Annotated in this window: 20 protein-coding genes; 15 read left to right on the top strand and 5 right to left on the bottom strand. The window is 71.5% G+C overall.

The window, feature by feature from the left end:
- Window positions 1-77 precede the first annotated feature (77 nt).
- Complete coding sequence (locus ACZ3IJ_RS03485) at window positions 78-683, top strand: GPP34 family phosphoprotein (RefSeq protein WP_467465994.1); 606 nt, start codon at window positions 78-80, stop codon at window positions 681-683.
- Between the two features lie 36 nt (window positions 684-719).
- Here ACZ3IJ_RS03485 and ACZ3IJ_RS03490 read toward each other — a convergent pair whose 3' ends face one another.
- On the bottom strand, window positions 720-1658 hold the full coding sequence (locus ACZ3IJ_RS03490; RefSeq protein WP_467466263.1) for an oxygenase MpaB family protein: 939 nt from the start codon (window positions 1656-1658) through the stop codon (window positions 720-722).
- 500 nt (window positions 1659-2158) lie between these two features.
- Between ACZ3IJ_RS03490 and ACZ3IJ_RS03495 the strand changes: the two genes are divergently transcribed.
- The 3 genes from ACZ3IJ_RS03495 to ACZ3IJ_RS03505 all read left to right on the top strand — a co-directional run bounded on the left by ACZ3IJ_RS03495 (window position 2159) and on the right by ACZ3IJ_RS03505 (window position 3334).
- The gene (locus ACZ3IJ_RS03495; protein WP_467465995.1) at window positions 2159-2860 is read left to right on the top strand and encodes an HAD family hydrolase; all 702 of its coding nucleotides are present in this window, start codon (window positions 2159-2161) and stop codon (window positions 2858-2860) included.
- Between the two features lie 57 nt (window positions 2861-2917).
- A complete protein-coding gene (locus ACZ3IJ_RS03500; RefSeq protein WP_467465996.1) occupies window positions 2918-3091 on the top strand; it encodes a hypothetical protein in 174 nt (57 codons plus the stop codon).
- A gap of 69 nt (window positions 3092-3160) precedes the next feature.
- Complete coding sequence (locus ACZ3IJ_RS03505) at window positions 3161-3334, top strand: CsbD family protein (RefSeq protein ID WP_391796207.1); 174 nt, start codon at window positions 3161-3163, stop codon at window positions 3332-3334.
- 108 nt (window positions 3335-3442) lie between these two features.
- Here the strand turns inward: ACZ3IJ_RS03505 and ACZ3IJ_RS03510 are convergent, their stop codons facing one another.
- Together ACZ3IJ_RS03510 and ACZ3IJ_RS03515 are read right to left on the bottom strand one after the other, a co-directional pair.
- Window positions 3443-4540: an SRPBCC family protein gene (locus tag ACZ3IJ_RS03510; RefSeq protein ID WP_467465997.1), complete on the bottom strand. Its 1098-nt coding sequence runs from the start codon at window positions 4538-4540 to the stop codon at window positions 3443-3445.
- A 3-nt stretch (window positions 4541-4543) separates the two neighbouring features.
- Window positions 4544-5467: a histone protein gene (locus ACZ3IJ_RS03515; protein WP_467465998.1), complete on the bottom strand. Its 924-nt coding sequence runs from the start codon at window positions 5465-5467 to the stop codon at window positions 4544-4546.
- Between the two features lie 197 nt (window positions 5468-5664).
- Between ACZ3IJ_RS03515 and ACZ3IJ_RS03520 the strand changes: the two genes are divergently transcribed.
- The 8 genes from ACZ3IJ_RS03520 to ACZ3IJ_RS03555 are packed head-to-tail and all read left to right on the top strand — an operon-like array spanning window position 5665 to window position 9692.
- Complete coding sequence (locus tag ACZ3IJ_RS03520; protein WP_467465999.1) at window positions 5665-6033, top strand: gas vesicle protein GvpO; 369 nt, start codon at window positions 5665-5667, stop codon at window positions 6031-6033.
- Window positions 6034-6061: 28 nt separating this feature from the next.
- Window positions 6062-6568: a gas vesicle protein GvpJ gene (gene gvpJ / locus ACZ3IJ_RS03525; protein WP_467466000.1), complete on the top strand. Its 507-nt coding sequence runs from the start codon at window positions 6062-6064 to the stop codon at window positions 6566-6568.
- 3 nt (window positions 6569-6571) lie between these two features.
- Window positions 6572-7288 carry a GvpL/GvpF family gas vesicle protein gene (locus tag ACZ3IJ_RS03530; protein ID WP_467466001.1) on the top strand — a complete coding sequence of 239 codons (717 nt, stop codon included), beginning with the start codon at window positions 6572-6574 and terminating at the stop codon, window positions 7286-7288.
- 55 nt (window positions 7289-7343) lie between these two features.
- Window positions 7344-7592, top strand: coding sequence for a gas vesicle protein GvpG (locus ACZ3IJ_RS03535; RefSeq protein WP_467466002.1), 249 nt, complete (start codon window positions 7344-7346; stop codon window positions 7590-7592).
- 21 nt (window positions 7593-7613) lie between these two features.
- The gene (locus tag ACZ3IJ_RS03540; RefSeq protein WP_467466003.1) at window positions 7614-8075 is read left to right on the top strand and encodes a gas vesicle protein; all 462 of its coding nucleotides are present in this window, start codon (window positions 7614-7616) and stop codon (window positions 8073-8075) included.
- Entirely contained in the window at window positions 8072-9046 is a 975-nt protein-coding gene (locus ACZ3IJ_RS03545; RefSeq protein ID WP_467466004.1) for a GvpL/GvpF family gas vesicle protein, read from the top strand. The genes ACZ3IJ_RS03540 and ACZ3IJ_RS03545 overlap by 4 nt, the downstream gene beginning before the upstream one ends.
- The gene (locus ACZ3IJ_RS03550) at window positions 9043-9258 is read left to right on the top strand and encodes a gas vesicle protein (RefSeq protein ID WP_352186722.1); all 216 of its coding nucleotides are present in this window, start codon (window positions 9043-9045) and stop codon (window positions 9256-9258) included. Before ACZ3IJ_RS03545 ends, ACZ3IJ_RS03550 begins: the two co-directional genes overlap by 4 nt.
- Window positions 9255-9692: a gas vesicle protein K gene (locus tag ACZ3IJ_RS03555; protein ID WP_467466005.1), complete on the top strand. Its 438-nt coding sequence runs from the start codon at window positions 9255-9257 to the stop codon at window positions 9690-9692. Before ACZ3IJ_RS03550 ends, ACZ3IJ_RS03555 begins: the two co-directional genes overlap by 4 nt.
- Window positions 9693-9747: 55 nt before the next feature.
- Here the strand turns inward: ACZ3IJ_RS03555 and ACZ3IJ_RS03560 are convergent, their stop codons facing one another.
- Window positions 9748-11421 (bottom strand): acyl-CoA dehydrogenase family protein, encoded by a 1674-nt coding sequence (locus ACZ3IJ_RS03560; protein WP_467466006.1) that lies wholly within the window; start codon window positions 11419-11421, stop codon window positions 9748-9750.
- 92 nt (window positions 11422-11513) lie between these two features.
- Window positions 11514-12131 carry a TetR/AcrR family transcriptional regulator gene (locus tag ACZ3IJ_RS03565; RefSeq protein WP_467466007.1) on the bottom strand — a complete coding sequence of 206 codons (618 nt, stop codon included), beginning with the start codon at window positions 12129-12131 and terminating at the stop codon, window positions 11514-11516.
- A gap of 111 nt (window positions 12132-12242) precedes the next feature.
- Between ACZ3IJ_RS03565 and ACZ3IJ_RS03570 the strand changes: the two genes are divergently transcribed.
- The 3 genes from ACZ3IJ_RS03570 to ACZ3IJ_RS03580 all read left to right on the top strand — a co-directional run bounded on the left by ACZ3IJ_RS03570 (window position 12243) and on the right by ACZ3IJ_RS03580 (window position 15667).
- Entirely contained in the window at window positions 12243-12848 is a 606-nt protein-coding gene (locus ACZ3IJ_RS03570) for a TetR/AcrR family transcriptional regulator (protein ID WP_467466008.1), read from the top strand.
- A gap of 238 nt (window positions 12849-13086) precedes the next feature.
- The gene (locus ACZ3IJ_RS03575; RefSeq protein ID WP_467466009.1) at window positions 13087-14007 is read left to right on the top strand and encodes a TauD/TfdA dioxygenase family protein; all 921 of its coding nucleotides are present in this window, start codon (window positions 13087-13089) and stop codon (window positions 14005-14007) included.
- Between the two features lie 352 nt (window positions 14008-14359).
- Window positions 14360-15667 carry an MFS transporter gene (locus ACZ3IJ_RS03580; RefSeq protein WP_467466010.1) on the top strand — a complete coding sequence of 436 codons (1308 nt, stop codon included), beginning with the start codon at window positions 14360-14362 and terminating at the stop codon, window positions 15665-15667.
- The last annotated feature ends 31 nt before the right edge of the window (window positions 15668-15698 follow it).

Below are 15698 nucleotides of genomic sequence, written 5' to 3' on the forward strand. Positions count from 1 at the left end.
TAGACTTCGGCATCGATCTCATGCGACCCGCCTGCCGGCCGACCCGGTCCTCGCCCGCCGACAACAGGAGCTGACCCATGACCACACCGCGCGACATACTCTTCACCGCCCTGGACGCGGCACCCGGTCGCACGGTGGACCGGGGCGAGCTGTCCCTCGGGCTCGCGGGGGCCGAGCTGATCGATCTGATCGCCGCCCGGGCCGTCGAACTGGTCGGCGATCACATCGTGCCCGCCGACGAGCGCGTACCCGACGACGCGCTGCTGCAGGCCGCCGCGTCGGCGCTGGTACGGGAGGAACCGTACGAGACGGTGGAGGACTGGCTGTGGCGGCGGGGCCGTGACCTGGCCGCGGTCTACCTGACGGCGCTGGAGGCGGAAGGCCTGCTCACGCGGCAGCGCAGCCGCTGGACGCCGTTCCGGGCCGAGGGCGAGCCGGAGCTCCTCGATTCCCCCGCCCGCACTGGTGCGACCGAGCGTTGGACCGCGCGCGAGCCCGTGCTCACCGCTCTCGCGACGGCCGTCGGGGTCCTCGACGAGGCGGCGGTGGACTCCGGGGACCTGCCGGACGGAGTGGAGGCGGTGGTCGCCGCCGTCGGCGAGGCGGAGTTGGAGCTGGCGGCCGAACGGCAGCGCCGGGACGTCGAGCAGGCGGCCTTCGACAACATCTGGCGAGCGGTCTGACGGGCCGGGTACCGGCGCCGCCCCCGGCCGGCCCGGCTACGCCGAGTCGTCTCGCCCGCCCGGCTGCGGGGGCGGCAGAGAGGTGATCGCCCAGCGGACGGCGGCGGTGATCGTACGCCCCCCGGGCCGCGCGAGCGGCAGCATGACGCGCGTGGTCCGGGGCGGATCGAGCCACTCCCTCGTCCACGCAGGCAACAGGTCGACCGCCGCGGCCGCCAGGAAGCCGTAGGGAAGCCGGGCCGGGGCCGGCAGCGGAGGCCGGGAGAGCAGATAGCGGGCGGCCTCACGGGATTCCGGGGTGGCGCGCAGCTCGGGGCGGTACTCGGCGAGCCGGGCCGTGAGTTCGGCGCGCGTCTCGGGCGGGCGCTCCGCGCCCAGGGAGCGCGCGACCCGGGCCATGTCGGCCACGTATCCGTCCTCACCGGACGGGTCCAGCGGTTGCCGGCCGTACCGCTGGTAGGCCCGCAGGAAGCACTCCGTCTCCGCGACGTGCACCCAGGCCAGCAGGTGCGGATCCGCGGCGCTGTACGGCGCCCCGGCCTCCGTCCTGCCGTGGATACGCCCGTGCACCTCCCTGACGCGGACCACCGCTCGTTCCGCGTCCGCAACCGTCCCGAAGGTCGTCACGGCCAGGAACGTGCTGGTCCGCTGGAGCCTGCCCCACGGGTCCCCCTGGAACCCGGAGTGGGCCGCGACCGCCGCCATGGCGATCGGGTGCAGGGACTGGAGCAGGAGCGCGGCGAGGCCGCCGATGTACATCGACGCGTCCGCGTGCACGAGCCGTACCGGCCGTTCGGGACCGAACCAGCGTGGGCCGGGCATGCCGTGTATGCGCGCACGCTTCTGGTGCGCCTCGGGGCCCGCGACCCGGTAGAGCAGGGACTCGCCGGCTCGCTCGCGCAATCTGCCGAGGTACGGCGTTGGCCGGAGCACAGGTCCAGTATGTCTCGCCGCACCGACAGAACATCCCGGCATGGACGGCATGCGCGCGGGCACGCGTAGGGGCATGAGTGGAATGGTCACGACCATGCACAGGCTGTCCACGGCTCCGTCCGCGGCACGGTCCGCGGCACCGGCCTCGACGCTGCCGACGACTGCTCCGGGGCGCGAATCGAGCGAGGTGCTCCTCATGGGCACGCCTCCCAACGATCCCGTACCACCGAGCCCCACCCCGGCGCCCGGCCCGGGCCCCGGGCCCCAGCCGGGTCCGGTCCCCGGGCCCGTATCCCCGCCGGGCGGACCGGACCCCGTCCCGCCGGCACCGCCGAGGCCGGAACCCGACCCGCGGCCGCAGCCCGGACCGCGACCGGAACCCCAGCCGCACCCCGGGCCCCTTCCCGGCCCGCTGTCGCCCCCTGAACCCGTCACCTGACCCGCCCCGCGCATCATCACGCCCAGAGCGGGCAAACGCAGCAGCGCGAGGAAGGACAGAAGCGCCGGGAAGGCGGAAGTGCGAGCCAGGACAGGAGGCAGACATGGCTTCACACACGGGACAGGACCGGCGGAGCGCGGCTCTGTTCGACCTCGACGGCACGCTCGTGGACACCACCTACCTGCACACGCTCGCCTGGTGGCAGGCCATGAGACAGCACGGACACGACGTTCCGATGGCCCGGATCCACCGGGCGATCGGAATGGGCGCCGACCGGATCCTCGACGCCCTCCTCGGCTCCGGCCGGTCGCGCTCGCAGGACGAGTCGCTCGCCGACGCCCACGGGACGCTCTACGCGGTCTGGTACGACGTCCTGCGGCCCTTCGACGGCGCGGCGGACCTGCTGCGCGCCACGTCCGCCCGGGGCTGGACCGTGGTCCTGGCCAGCTCCGCGTCCGAGAACGAGGTGGCGGCGATCCGCCGGGCGCTGGACGCCGACGAGGTGATCGCGGCGGCCACCGCCGGCAGCGACGTGGACACCACGAAACCCGCCCCCGACCTGGTGGAACAGGCTCTGGAAGAGGCTGGCGCCGAGGCGGAGGACGCCGTTTTCGTCGGCGACACGGTGTGGGACGTGGAGGCCGCAGGCCGGGCCGGCGTGCCCTGCGTCGCCCTGCTCACCGGCGGGACGTCCCGCGAGGAGCTGGAGAAGGCGGGAGCGGTCGCCGTGTACGAGGACGCGGGGGAACTGCTCCGACGGGTCGACACCAGCCCGCTGGGGCGCCCGAGCAGATCGGATTCCTAGGTTCCGATTCTGGGTCCGGGGTAGGTGCTGAAAGAGAGACTTCGAGGGAGGACCGGCATGAGTGCCAAGGAGAAGGCAAAGGCCAAGGCCGAGCAGGTCACCGGCAAGGCCGTGAGGAAGGTCGCGAACGCGAGCGGCGACAGGACCACCGCCGCGAAGGGCGCGGCCCTGGAGTCGCGCGGAAAGGCGCGGGAGGCCAAGGAGAAGGGCAAGGACGCCTTCAAGGGCTGACCGTCCTGCCCTGAACGGAATTCGAGAACCTGCGCTGAACGGCATTCGAAAAAGAGAAAGGTGAGTGTCATGGCCGGAGGCAAGAAGGCCAAGAACATGGCGAAGACGACCAAGGGCAAGGTCAAGGAGACCACGGGGAAAGCCGTCGGTAACGAGAGCCTCGAGATGAAGGGGCGGGCCGAGCAGGCCAAGGGTGACGCGAAGCAGACAGTCCAGAAGGCCAAGGACACCCTGAAGCACTGACCGGTCCGAGGGCGGCACAGGAATCCCCGGAACAGTCCCCGGAAGGGCGCACATGGCGGAGGAGCGGCTCCCCCAAGGAGCCGCTCCTCCGCCATGTGCGCCCTCGCCTCAGCGCCTGCGTCGGCGGCGTGGGGGCGTCTCCTCCTCTTCCTCGGCGTCCTCAGGCTCTTCCTCCTCTTCCTCAGGCTCTCCCTCTTCCTCGTCCTCATCCTCGTATTCGTCCTCGTACTCCTCGTCCTCCGGCTCTTCCTCGCCGTCGACTTCGTCGTCCTCTTCCTCGGGCTCGTCCTCCTCCCCCTCGTACGCGCCCTCGGGCTCCTCGCCTTCCGCGTAGTCGCCGTCCTCCTCGCCGCCTCCGCCTTCCTCCTCTTCGTTCTCCGCTTCCTCCTCCTCCATCGCCTCTTCGTGACTGCGGACCACTTCACTGTCACGGATCTCGCCGCGCCACCCTTCCGGCTCGTCGTCGGTGAGAGTGACGTAGCGGCGGAAGTGCTTCAGGTCCAGGCGAAGGCGCCGGCCCTGGGCCCGCCACAGGTTGCCCGTCTTCTCGAAGAAGCCCGAGGGGTAGTACTCGACGGTGAGGAGGATCCGTGTCAGGGACGGGCTCAGTTCGTGGAAGCTGACGCAGCCTCGCGTCGAGCCCTTGGCCCCTTCGGAGGTCCAGATGATGTGGTCGTCGGGCACCTGCTCCTGGACGGTCGCCTTCCAACTGCGGGTCGACGGGCCGACCTTGACCTTCCAGTCGCTGGTGGTCTCGTCGCCCTGCGAGACGTCGCGCACACCCTTGGTGAATCCGCTGAAGTCCTCGTACTGGGTCCAGTGGTCGTAGACCCTGCGGAGCGGCGCGCCCACATCGACCGTCTCGACCATGCTGGTGAGCTTCTGGCTGCCGCTCTTGCGTTTGCCCTTGCCTGAGCCGAAGAGGTTCGACGCCGTGTCGGTGACCTTGTCCTTCAGATCGCCGAACTTCTGGCCCACGATCGCCTTGACCGGGGAGTCGCCCTGGAGCAGCCTTCCGCCGATGTCCGTGAGCTTGCCGCCGTTCTCCGCGACGTCGTAGAGCTGGTCGGTGACGTCCCCGAGCTTGTCCGTGGCCTTCTCGGCCAGTTGGCCGGTCTGGGCCGAGAGGAAATCGCCCAGCTCGCCGAGCAGGCGGTCCAGGCCGGATCCGGACTCCTTCTCTTTGCTGCGGTCTTCCGGTGCCATGACCTACCTCCGCGTCGACGGCTTGCGCGCTGCCGTCTTCTTCGCTGCCGACTTGCGTGCCGGGCTCTTGCGCGCCGTGGTCTTCTTCGCGGGCGCCTTCTTGGCCGCGGACTTCTTGGCGGGTGCCTTCTTCGCCGTCGTCTTGCGCGCCGCCGTCTTCTTCGCCGAACCGGATGTCGTCTTCTTCGCGGGGGCGGACTTCTTGGCGGATGCGGTCTTCTTCGCGGGAGTGGTCTTCTTGGCGGCCGCCTTCTTGGCCGCGGTCTTCTTGGCGGGTGCCTTCTTCGCGGGAGTGGCCTTCTTCGCGGGCGCCTTCTTCGCCGGGGCAGCCGACTTCGTCTTCGGTGCGGCCGATTTCGCCGCGCCGCGACCCTGGGACGTCGTGCGGGATGGCCGACGTGCACGTGGCTTCTCCGGCTCTTCCTCGGCCTCAGGCTCCTCGGGTTCCTCCTCCTCCCACTCCTCCTCGTCCTCCCCCTCGTCCTCCTCGGGCTCTTCCTCCTCGTCCTCCGCCTCCTCGTCCTCGTACTCCTCCTCGGGCTCCTCCTCGTCCTCGTAGCGCCCTTCGTCCTCGTCCGCGTCTTCGTCTTCGCTCTCGCCCTCCTCCTGGTCCCCACTGCCGATCGCCAGCGTGCGCGAGTGGAGCGAGTCGGCGAGGTCCGCGAGCTTGCGGTTGGCTGCCGCGGAAAGCGCCTGACGGCCGGCGTCGAGGGCCTCTCCCCGGAGCTGGTCGCCTATGTCGGCGACCTGTGGAATGTCCTTGAGGGCGGTGAGCCCCTGCGTCACAAGCTGCTTCGGGTCGAGCCCGAAGCGCCGCCCCGCCAGGTACGTCGCGATGCTGAAGGCAACGCGAGCCTTCTTCGTCCGTCCCAGTACGTAACCCCCGGCCACCGCGGCCGCCAGGGCGATCTTGGTCGTGTCCTCCATGACCTACGTCCCTTCACCGGGTGCCTGCGGCCTCACCGTCGCCTCGAAAGGAACAACCGACCTTGGCCGCGCTCTCGCACCGTCGCCCACGAAGGCCGCAGCTCGGGCGTTAGGAGCCTGCACTCCCGGGCATGACACTTACCCCTATATGATGAAATTCTAGCGGTATATGGCGGTACGTTCTCTGGAAGTGACTTATGGCCGCAGCAGATCCGGCTCGCCCTCGGCGGGCGGCGTCGCGCGCTGGCGAGGGACGCGAGAAGCGTCCACCCGCTCGGCGACGATCGACGTCGAGCGGAGCGAAGACCGTCGACGCAGCCACGGCGATGAGTTCGGCCGCCGGCCAACTCGCCAAACTCCTCGGGAGACCGCCCGAATCCGTCTCCTCGCTCAAACCGACCGAGTCGGGATGGGAAGCCCAGGTGGAGGTGCTGGAGCTGGAACGGATCCCCGACACGACCAGCGTGCTCGCCAGCTACAGAGTCGAGTTGGACGAGGAAGGCGCGTTGATCTCCTTCGAACGAACCCGTCGCTACAACCGCGGAATGATCGATCGGCCGACCTGAGACCCGGTCCGCCGTGAAAGGAGGCGCCATGACCATGGTGCCGCAGAGCGGCAGTGCCGTCAGCACCGGCGGCAGGGGCTCCAGCAGCAGTCTCTACGACGTGCTCGAGCTGATCCTGGACCGCGGTCTGGTGATCGACGTCTTCGTCCGCGTGTCGCTGGTGGGAATCGAGATCATCAAGATCGACGCCAGGATCGTCGTGGCCAGCGTGGACACGTACCTGCGCTTCGCCGAGGCGTGCAACCGACTCGACCTCGAAGCGGGCCGCAAGGCACCTGCCCAGCTTCCCGAGGTCGTCGGAAACATGGTGGAGGGCGGTGCCCACGACAAGTCCAAGGGAGCGCTCAGCGGGGCGGTCGACGCGGTCAAGGAGTCCCTGACAGGCGGGTCCGGAAGCGACGAGGACCCCGACGAGGAAACGGAGGAGGAACCCGAGGAAGTGGAAGACGAGGCGGACGAGGAAGAGCCGGAGAAGGAGCCCGCTCCCCGACGGCGGCGGCCGGCCCGACGGCCGACGCGCCGGGAGAAGGAGTGACCGATGGCCCTCTACGTCTACGCCATCACCGCGCAGAGCCACCCGCTCGACCTGAGCGGACTGACCGGCGTCGGATACGACCCGTCTCCCGTACGCGCCGTCGCCGCCGGGTCGCTGTGCGCTGTGGTCAGCGACATCTCCGAGGAGATCCGGCCCAAGCGGCGTGACCTGCTGACGCACCAGGAGGTGCAGGAGCGGCTCATGCGGGACGGGCCCGTCCTGCCGCTGCAGTTCGGGTACACCGCCGCCGACGACTCGTCGGTGGAGGAGGTGCTCCGCAGGGACGCGGACGGCTATCGCGACACCCTCGAACGGCTCGACGGATGCGCCGAGTACCACCTGAGAGCGTCGCAGGACGAGGAGGTCCTCCTCCGGCAGATCCTGTGGGAATCGCCCGAAGCCCGAGAGCTCAACGAGCGGATCCGGGCCGGGGATCAGGATCCCCAGCTGCCGCTGGCCCTCGGTCAGCTGGTCTCGGCACAGGTTCAGGGCAGGCAGGAGGCCCTGGCGTCCGGGCTGGTCGAGGCGCTTCTTCCCTTCGCGCGTGAGCACACGCTCCGGCCCGCCTCCGGCCCCGACTTCCTCAACGTCTCCCTGCTGATCCCGGACGACCGCAAGGACGATTTCCTGACGGCTCAGTCGAACATCGCCCGCGAGATCGACGGCGGCGTCGAGTGCCGGCTCAGCGGCCCTCTGCCACCGTACAGCTTCGTACAGTGACGACCTCCGCAAGGGTGCGGGACGCGATGCCCGAGCAGGAAGGAGTGAGCGACACATGGGACTGCTGACACAGCTGTTGACCCTTCCCCTGGCCCCGGTGCGCGGTGTCGTCTGGGTCGCCGAGCGGGTGACGGAGAAGGCCGAGGAGGAGTACTACGACCCCGCTCCCATCTGGCGTGAGCTCGCGGAGCTGGAGAGCCGGCTCGTGAGCGGGGAGATCGATCAGGACACCTTCGACCGGCGCGAGGACGAGCTGATCGACCGGCTCGAGGAGATCACCGCCTATCGGCAGCGGATGCCATGACCCGGAATCGAGGACGGTCACGTGTCTGAACCCCTACCCGACCGGTTCGGGTCCGTTCCCTCCCGCGCGGCACCGGCGCCGTACGGGCCGAGTTCGTCCGCCAACCTCGCGGACATCCTCGAACGCGTCCTCGACAAGGGCATCGTCATCGCCGGGGACATCCGCATCAACCTGCTCGACATCGAACTGCTCACGATCAAGCTGCGGATCGTGGTCGCGTCCGTGGACAAGGCGAAGGAGATGGGGATCGACTGGTGGGAGCACGACCCTTCCCTCTCGTCGAAGCACACGGGCAGCCCCCTGGCGGAGGAGAACCGGCGGCTGCGCGCGGAGTTGGAGGCGCTGCGGCGCGACTCGCTCGCCGCCGGCCGCGAGCCGTCCGACACCGATGAGGACGCGGGCACCCGGACGGAAGCCGACGAAGTGTTCGGGTCAGAGGGCCCCGCGCCCCGCCGCCGGGCACCCCGAGGGCGTGAGGCATGAACGGCCGGGACGGACTCACCTACGTCTACGCCGTGGCCTCCGACACCCCGGCGCTGCGCGCGTCCCTCGACGGCGTCCCAGGGATCTCAGGAGTACCCGTGTTCCTCCTCGGCGGTCAGCGGCCGGAGGGGGGTACCGACACCGTCCAGGGCGGCGGCCCTGATGCCGTCGCGTTCGTCGCCAGCCGTGTGCCGACGGACGACTTCGACGAACCGGCCCTGAAGGAACGGTTCGAGGACCTGGAGTGGCTCGAGGGCGTCGCCCGCGCCCATCACGAGGTCGTCCAGGCCGTCGGCCGCCACGGCACCGTCCTGCCACTGCGGATGGCCACCGTCTACCAGAACGACGAACGCGCCCGGCAGGCCCTCGCCGCCCAGCGCCAGGCGTTCGCCGAGCGACTCTCGCTGCTGCACGGCAGCAGTGAGTTCGGCGTCAAGCTGTACGTCAGCCCCGTGGTGCCTCCGGAGGGCGGTGGCAACCCCGCCGATTCCCCTGACGCATCGTCACTCAGCCCGGGGAAGGCCTATCTGCACAGCCGCAGAGCCCAGCACCGCGCACGCGAGACCCGCTATGAGCCTGCCGAGCGCGCCGCCGCGCGGGTGGAGGAGCTGGCCTCCCGGTTCAGCACCCACCGCGTACGTCACCCGGCTCAACGGGGCGCGCTGGCAGGCCCGGAGGAGAACGTCCTCAACGACGCCTACCTCGTCCCCGCCGACCAGGCCGACGAGTTCAGGAGCGCGCTCGCCGGGGCCGTGGAGGGCGTCGACGGCGTACGCATGGAGGTGACCGGGCCCTGGGCCCCGTACTCCTTCGCCATGCCGCCGCCGCCCACGTCCGAGCCCGCAACCTCCGAACCCCCTGGCTCCGAACCTGCCACCTCCGAACCCCCTGGCTCCGAGGGCTCCGAACCTCCTGCCTCCGAACCGCAGGCCGCGCAGCGGTCCGTCGAGAGGGACGGGCGAACACCATGACCGTCGCACGGTCCACCGAGTCCCTGCCCGGCCGTCAGGTCGCCCTGGTCGACCTGCTCGACAGGCTGCTCAGCGGGGGAGTGGTCCTCTCCGGGGACATCGTGCTGTCGATCGCCGACATCGACCTCGTCCGCATCTCGCTCAGGGCCCTCATCGTCTCCGTGGACGCGGAGTCGGACCCGTTCACGACGGTGGACCGGGGGCAGGCGTGACGAGCGACGGCCCGGCACGGAAGAAGCGAGAAGCCTCCCCGGACGGAGGCGCGCGCCCCGACGCCTCCGCCCCCCTGCGCGAGGTCGGCCCTGCCCTGAGCAACGCGTTCCGCCTCCTCCAGGCACCGCCCGCCCGGGCCGGCGAACCGCCGCGCCCCGCACGCCGGATCCGCGCCGACCGCGAGTCCGTCGAGGAGGACCTCCTCAAACTGGTCCTCACACTGGTGGAGTTGCTCCGCCAGCTCATCGAGAGGCAGGCGCTTCGCCGCGTCGACGCGGGAGACCTCACCGACGCACAGGAGGAGGAGCTGGGCGCCACGCTGATGGCCCTGCACGACGCCCTGGCGGACCTCTGCGCCGAACACGGCTACACGCTGGCAGACCTCAACCTGGACCTCGGCCCACTCGGCCCCCTGCTGCCGCCCCGGGACTGACAGGATCCGTCCACCTCACCGCCGTCCGGAGCGGACGCGTACACGGCCTCCGGGCTCACCCCAGTCCGGCCGGGAGCCGTTCGATCGCCGACGCGAGGTCCGTGCCCGCAGGCAGCGTGCCGAAGGCCAGGCCACGGTCGCCGGCCAGCCTCGAGGCGCAGAAGGCGTCCGCCACCGGTGCGGGGGCGTGCCGTACGAGCAGGGAGCCCTGGAGTACGAGGGCGAGGCGCTCCACCAGCCGCCGGGCGCGCAGTTCGGCGTCCTCCGGCCGGGCCAGCTCGCCGAGCACCTCCCGCCACGCCGCGTCGAGCCGGGCGTCGGCGCCCGCCGCCGCCTCCACCTCGGCGCGGAAGGCCTCCAGCGACTCCGGTTCGCGGAGCAGGGCGCGCAGTACGTCGAGGGCGTTGACGTTCCCCGAGCCCTCCCAGATGCCGTTGAGCGGAGCCTCGCGGTAGAGCCGGGGCATGCCGGAGGCCTCGTCGTAGCCGTTGCCGCCCAGGCATTCCAGGGCCTCGGCGACGGCCGCCGGCTGGCGCTTGCAGACCCAGTACTTGCCGACGGCCGTGGCCAGGCGGAGGAACGCGCGCTCGCCCGCGTCACCGCGATGGGCGCGGTCGGCCGCGCCCGCGACCCGCAGGGCCAGGGTGGTGGCGGCCTCCGACTCCAGGGCCAGGTCCGCGAGCACGTTGCGCATCAGGGGCTGGTCGACGAGCCTGGCGCCGAACACCGAGCGGTGGCGGGCGTGGTGGGCGGCCTGCGCGAGGGCCGCGCGCGTGCCGGACGCCGAGCCGAGGATGCAGTCGAGCCGGGTCATGGTCACCATGTCGATGATGGTCCGCACCCCCTTGCCCTCCTCGCCGACCAGCCAGGCCACGGTGTCGTCGAACTCGGGTTCACTGCTGGCGTTGGAGCGGTTGCCGAGCTTGTCCTTGAGCCGCTGGATACGGAAGGTGTTGCGAGCGCCGTCGGGCAGCACACGCGGGACGAGGAAGCAGGACAGCCCGCCCGGCGCCTGGGCGAGGAGGAGGAACAGGTCGTTCATCGGGGCGCTGGTGAACCACTTGTGGCCCCGCAGCCGCCAGCTCCCGTCGGCCGTCGGCACCGCCGTCGTGGTGTTGGCCCGTACGTCGGTGCCGCCCTGCTTCTCGGTCATGCCCATTCCGGCCAGGAGGCCGCGCTTGGCGCCGGGGGCCCGCAGGACCGGGTCGTAGGCGCGGCTGGTCAGCAACGGCTCGTACCGCGCCGCGAGTTCGGGGGAGTGACGCAGGGCCGGCACCACGGCGTACGTCATCGACACCGGACAGCCGTGTCCCGCCTCGGCGGAGCTCCACACCATGAAGCCCGCCGCGCGCGCCACATGGACCCCGGGCCGTTCGTCGGCCCAGGGCGCGCCGGCCAGGCCCTCACCGATCGCGACGTCCATCAGGGAGTGGTACGACGGGTGGAAGTCGACCTCGTCGACGCGGTGGCCGTAGCGGTCGTGGGTGCGCAGCACCGGCTCGTACCGGTTGGCCTCCTCGGCCCATCGCTGGACCTCCTCGCTGCCGGCGCGCCGGCCGATCCGGTGCAGGTCGTCCACGTACCACGCGGCGCCCTCTCGTCGTACGCCCTCCAGCAGGACCGGGTCCTCCGCGACATCGTGGCCGACCAGCGGAGGCGCCTGGTTCGTCACCTCGTGGGTGCGGGCGGTGGGGTTGCTGACCGGGCGCGCGTCGGCGGTGGTCGTCATGATGATCGAGTCCTTCGCAGTCGTCGGGAGGAGTGGCGGGGCGTCGGGACGGGCAGTGCGATCGTGATGCGTGCGGGGCGGTGACGAGCCGGTCAGCCGGCCGGGGCCTGCCCGGCGCCCAGGCAGCGCAGCGACATGGCGGTCAGCTCGGCGATCAGCCCCTCCGTGGAGTCCCCGTCGGAGGCGCCGAGCGGGTCGACCAGGACCTCGCCGATGGCGCCGGTCAGGGCGGCGGCCGTGACCTCCGCGTTCTGCGGCGGCAGTGCGCCCGAGGCGACCCCCTCGCTCACGACCTCGGCGAAGAGCGTCCGGTACCGGCGGCGGAACTCCAGGCGTTCGGCACCGACCGCGGGCTCGGCGGGCGCCGCGAGCAGGGCGTAGGCCAGTCCCCGGCGTTCGAGCGACCGGCGGGCGAACACCTCGACACCCCGGGTGAGTCGCCCGACGGGGTCACCCGGGCTGCGCAGCACCTCGCCCAGCACCTCGACCTCAAGGCCGGAGGCGCGCCGGAAGACCTCGACGGCGAGCGCCGCCTTGGACGGGAAGTGCTGGTAGACCGAGCCGGCCGCGATGCCGGCCGCGGCGGCGACGGCGTTCACCGACGCCTGCGCCCATCCCACGTCGGCCACGACGTCGGTGGCCTGCTGCACCAGATGCTCGCGAGCGCTGCTGAGGCGGGCCAGCTCGGCGGGGGTCTTCCGGTATGCCATGGAAGTAGTGAATCACCGTTCAGACCTTCACGCCAGACGTGCGGGCGCGCCGGATCCTCCCCCCGCGTGGCCGGATTGGATGATCATCCTCGTCGCCCGTAGGGTCAGGGCATGGTCGACGAGCGGGCGGGGCGGGGCGGCGGGCGAGGCCCGGGGCGGCCCCGGGAGGAGCGGGTCACCCGCGCGGTGCTGGACGCTGTCGTCGCGCTGGTGGCCGAGCAGGGCATGGGCGCGGTCACGATGGACGCGGTGGCCGCCCGGGCGGGGGTGAGCAAGCCGTCCATGTACCGGCGGTGGCCGACCAAACAGGACCTCGTCATCGCTGCCGCCGAGTCGAGGGTCGGACCCTTGTCCATTCCGGACATGGGGAGCTTCCGCGACGAGCTGCGGGCCGTGCTCACGGCGCGTCTGGAGGCGTACCGCGTTCCCGGGGTCGACCGGCTGCTGGCCGGCGTGATCGCCGCCGCGGCCGAAGTGGACGCCGAGCGGGGCCCTTACGGGGAGTACACGGCGCGTGTCACGGGGGAGATGCGGAACATCATCGAGCGGGGGATCGTGCGGGGCGACGTCCGGCACGGTATCGACGTGGACGCGGCGGTGACGCTGGTGGCCTCCTCGCTGGTGTTCCGGATGATCGCCGAACAGCGGATGCCGGACGAGCGGCTGGTGGACTCGGTGGTCGACCTGATCGGCCGCGCCGTCGACACCGCTCCCTGACCGGACTTCCCCGACCGGAACCCCTGACCGGACTTCCCGGCGCTGGACTTCCCGGCGCTGGACTTCCCGGCGCCCGACTTCCCGGCACCCCGCTCCCCGGCGTTCGCCCGGCGGTTCCTTCTGGGCCCGGCGGTTTCGTTACCGGCAGTTTTGAATTCGATGGCCACAACCCCTTGCCGACGGCGTCGACGCATATCAATACTGCCGGTATCGAATTTCCGAGCCGTTCGGAGGGATCATGGACGCCGTCGTCTCCCCCAAGCCCGTACTCGACAAGCCCCTGATGCACTACGGCACACGTGTGCTGGACCGCGTGTCGCCCGGCACGCCGGAGAGCCGGTACGAGCTCCTCGACATCACCCCGCTCACTCCGCACTTCGGCGCCGTGCTCGGCGGCGTCGACCTCACCCGGGGGATCGGCGAGGCTCTCGCCGAGGAGCTGCGGCAGGCGCTGCTGGAGTGGAAGGTGATCTTCTTCCGCGGCCAGACCGGCTTCACGGCCGAACACCACCTCGCGCTGGCAGGCGTCTGGGGTCCGCCGGAGCCCAACCCGTTCTTCCCCGGCACCGAGCACGCCGGGGTCTCCCGCCTCGCCAAGGACGCCAAGTCCCAGGGGAACAAGAACATCTGGCACAGCGACCACTCCTTCATGGCCAACCCGGCCCTCGGCTCGGTGCTCCGCGCCATCGAGGTGCCGTCCGCCGGCGGCGACACGATGTGGGCGGACATGGGCGCCGCGTACGACAACCTCTCGGCGGAGCTCAAGGAGCGGATCGAGGGCCTCACCGCGGTCCACGACTGGGAGCCCAGCTGGGGAGCCCTGATGAACGACGCGCAGAAGGCGGCCTTCCGCGCGAACTGGCCGCAGGTCGAGCACCCGGTCGTCGTGCGCCACCCGCGCAGCGGCCGCCGGACGCTCTACGTCAACGAGCCCTTCACCACCCGCATCGTCGGCCTGTCGGACGCCGAGAGCCGTGAACTCGTCGACGAGCTGGTGCTGCAGGCCCGTATCCCGGAGTACCAGGTCCGCTTCCACTGGGAGGCCGACTCGATCGCCATCTGGGACAACATCGCCACCCAGCACTACGCGATCAACGACTACTACCCGCGCCGCCGGGTGATGGAGCGCATCGCGATCGAAGGCGTTCCCTTCTCCTGACCGGACGCCTCACCGGTCCGGGGCCGACCCCGGACCCCGGACCCAGGCCCCCGGACCTCGGACCCAGGCCCCCGGCCCCAGGCCCCCGGCCCCCGGCCCCCGGCCCCCGGACCCAGGCCCCCGGCCCCAGGCCCCCGGCCCCAGGCCCCCGGCCCCAGGCCCCCGGTCCCCGGACCGCGATCGCGGACCCCGGGCCTCGATCGCGGCCCCCGATCTCGGACCTCGATCGCGGACCTCGGACCGCGATCCCGTCGGCCCGCTCGTGCTCCATCCGCCCCTGGCCCCTCGCCGCTCTCCCCTCCCGCCCTCCCCGCCCGGCGACGACGCCGGCCGCACCCCCTCCGGAGGATCCGTGACCGCCGCTGACACCACGTCGAGGCAGCTCGGCGACGCGACGCCGGAAGACCGCAGCACCAGGTCCCGTGCCTGGACCGTCACCGGTCTCCTCGTCGTCTTCATGATGATCAACTTCGCGGACAAGTCCGTGCTGGGACTGGCGGCCGACGAGATACGTGCCGATCTGAGCCTCAGCGCCACCCAGTTCGGCCTCGCCAACAGCGCGTTCTTCCTGCTCTTCTCGGTCGCCGCCGTCGTGGTCGGCATGTACGCCGACAAGGTCCGGCCCACCACCGTGATCCTGATCATGGCCCTGCTGTGGTCGGTGGCCCAGGTGCCGCCCGCGATCGGCGGCGGACTCGCCGTGCTGATCGGCTCCCGGATCATGCTCGGCGCCGCCGAGGGCCCCGCGTTCCCCGTCGCCCAGCACGCCACGTTCAGTTGGTTCCCCGATCACCGGCGCAATCTGCCCGGCGCCCTGGTCACCCTCGGCATCACCCTCGGCGTGATCACCGCGGCCCCCGGACTCACCTGGATCATCGACCACCACCACTGGCGCACGGCCCTGTGGGTGCTCGCCGCCGTCGGGTTGCTCTGGGCGGTGGCCTGGTACTTCCTCGGCGGCACCGGAGCACATCGGACCGCCGAAGCCCCGGCCGGAGATACCGCCACCCCCCTGGTCCCCGGCGCGCCCGTCCCCTACCTGCGCATCTTCTCCACCCCCACCTGGCTCGCCGTCACCGCCGCGTACTTCACCTGCTACTGGGGCGTCGCGCTGATGCTCGTCTGGCTGCCGTCCTACCTGCACAACGGACTCGGCTACTCCTCCGCCGAAGCCGGCCGGCTCGTGGTGCTCCCGTGGGTGATGGGCGCGGTCGTCCTCCTGACACAGGCCGGCATCACCGGATGGCTGATGCGGCGCGGCGTCGGCACCCGGTGGGCACGCGGCGGTGTCGGCGGTGCGGCGCTCGGTCTGGGCGGGCTCGTCTGCCTCTGCGTGCCGCTCGCCGACGGTGCCGGCGCCAAGACCGCGCTGCTGGCCGTCGGACTCGGCCTGGCCGGTTCGTACGCCGCCGTCGCGGCCACCACCGTCTCCGAACTCGCCCCGCCCGCCCGTGCCAGTGGGGCCCTCGGAGTGATGAACGCCGTGGTCACCACGGCGGGTCTGGCGGCTCCCGCCATCGTCGGCGTCATGGTCGACAAGCAGGGCACGGACGGCTACCAGAACGCCGTCGTCATCACCGGCGCGATGCTGCTCGTCGGTGGGCTGCTCTCCGCCACCCTTGTCGACCCGTCCCGCGACCGGGCACGGCTGCGCACCTGAGACCCGTTTCCGCAGCTCGACCCGCTCACCC

It is taken from the genome of Streptomyces sp. NPDC013317, from assembly GCF_055563155.1.

Excerpts from the sequence above, each read along its gene's own strand:
- ACZ3IJ_RS03560 (WP_467466006.1), bottom strand. The coding sequence starts at position 11,421 with ATGACGACCACCGCCGACGCGCGCCCGGTCAGCAACCCCACCGCCCGC.
- ACZ3IJ_RS03520 (WP_467465999.1), top strand. The coding sequence starts at position 5,665 with ATGGCCGCAGCAGATCCGGCTCGCCCTCGGCGGGCGGCGTCGCGCGCT.
- ACZ3IJ_RS03490 (WP_467466263.1), bottom strand. The coding sequence starts at position 1,658 with ATGCCGGGATGTTCTGTCGGTGCGGCGAGACATACTGGACCTGTGCTC.
- gvpJ (WP_467466000.1), top strand. The coding sequence starts at position 6,062 with ATGACCATGGTGCCGCAGAGCGGCAGTGCCGTCAGCACCGGCGGCAGG.
- ACZ3IJ_RS03565 (WP_467466007.1), bottom strand. The coding sequence starts at position 12,131 with ATGGCATACCGGAAGACCCCCGCCGAGCTGGCCCGCCTCAGCAGCGCT.
- ACZ3IJ_RS03495 (WP_467465995.1), top strand. The coding sequence starts at position 2,159 with ATGGCTTCACACACGGGACAGGACCGGCGGAGCGCGGCTCTGTTCGAC.
- ACZ3IJ_RS03485 (WP_467465994.1), top strand. The coding sequence starts at position 78 with ATGACCACACCGCGCGACATACTCTTCACCGCCCTGGACGCGGCACCC.
- ACZ3IJ_RS03530 (WP_467466001.1), top strand. The coding sequence starts at position 6,572 with ATGGCCCTCTACGTCTACGCCATCACCGCGCAGAGCCACCCGCTCGAC.
- ACZ3IJ_RS03570 (WP_467466008.1), top strand. The coding sequence starts at position 12,243 with ATGGTCGACGAGCGGGCGGGGCGGGGCGGCGGGCGAGGCCCGGGGCGG.
- ACZ3IJ_RS03510 (WP_467465997.1), bottom strand. The coding sequence starts at position 4,540 with ATGGCACCGGAAGACCGCAGCAAAGAGAAGGAGTCCGGATCCGGCCTG.
- ACZ3IJ_RS03545 (WP_467466004.1), top strand. The coding sequence starts at position 8,072 with ATGAACGGCCGGGACGGACTCACCTACGTCTACGCCGTGGCCTCCGAC.
- ACZ3IJ_RS03505 (WP_391796207.1), top strand. The coding sequence starts at position 3,161 with ATGGCCGGAGGCAAGAAGGCCAAGAACATGGCGAAGACGACCAAGGGC.
- ACZ3IJ_RS03500 (WP_467465996.1), top strand. The coding sequence starts at position 2,918 with ATGAGTGCCAAGGAGAAGGCAAAGGCCAAGGCCGAGCAGGTCACCGGC.
- ACZ3IJ_RS03575 (WP_467466009.1), top strand. The coding sequence starts at position 13,087 with ATGGACGCCGTCGTCTCCCCCAAGCCCGTACTCGACAAGCCCCTGATG.
- ACZ3IJ_RS03515 (WP_467465998.1), bottom strand. The coding sequence starts at position 5,467 with ATGGAGGACACGACCAAGATCGCCCTGGCGGCCGCGGTGGCCGGGGGT.
- ACZ3IJ_RS03550 (WP_352186722.1), top strand. The coding sequence starts at position 9,043 with ATGACCGTCGCACGGTCCACCGAGTCCCTGCCCGGCCGTCAGGTCGCC.
- ACZ3IJ_RS03535 (WP_467466002.1), top strand. The coding sequence starts at position 7,344 with ATGGGACTGCTGACACAGCTGTTGACCCTTCCCCTGGCCCCGGTGCGC.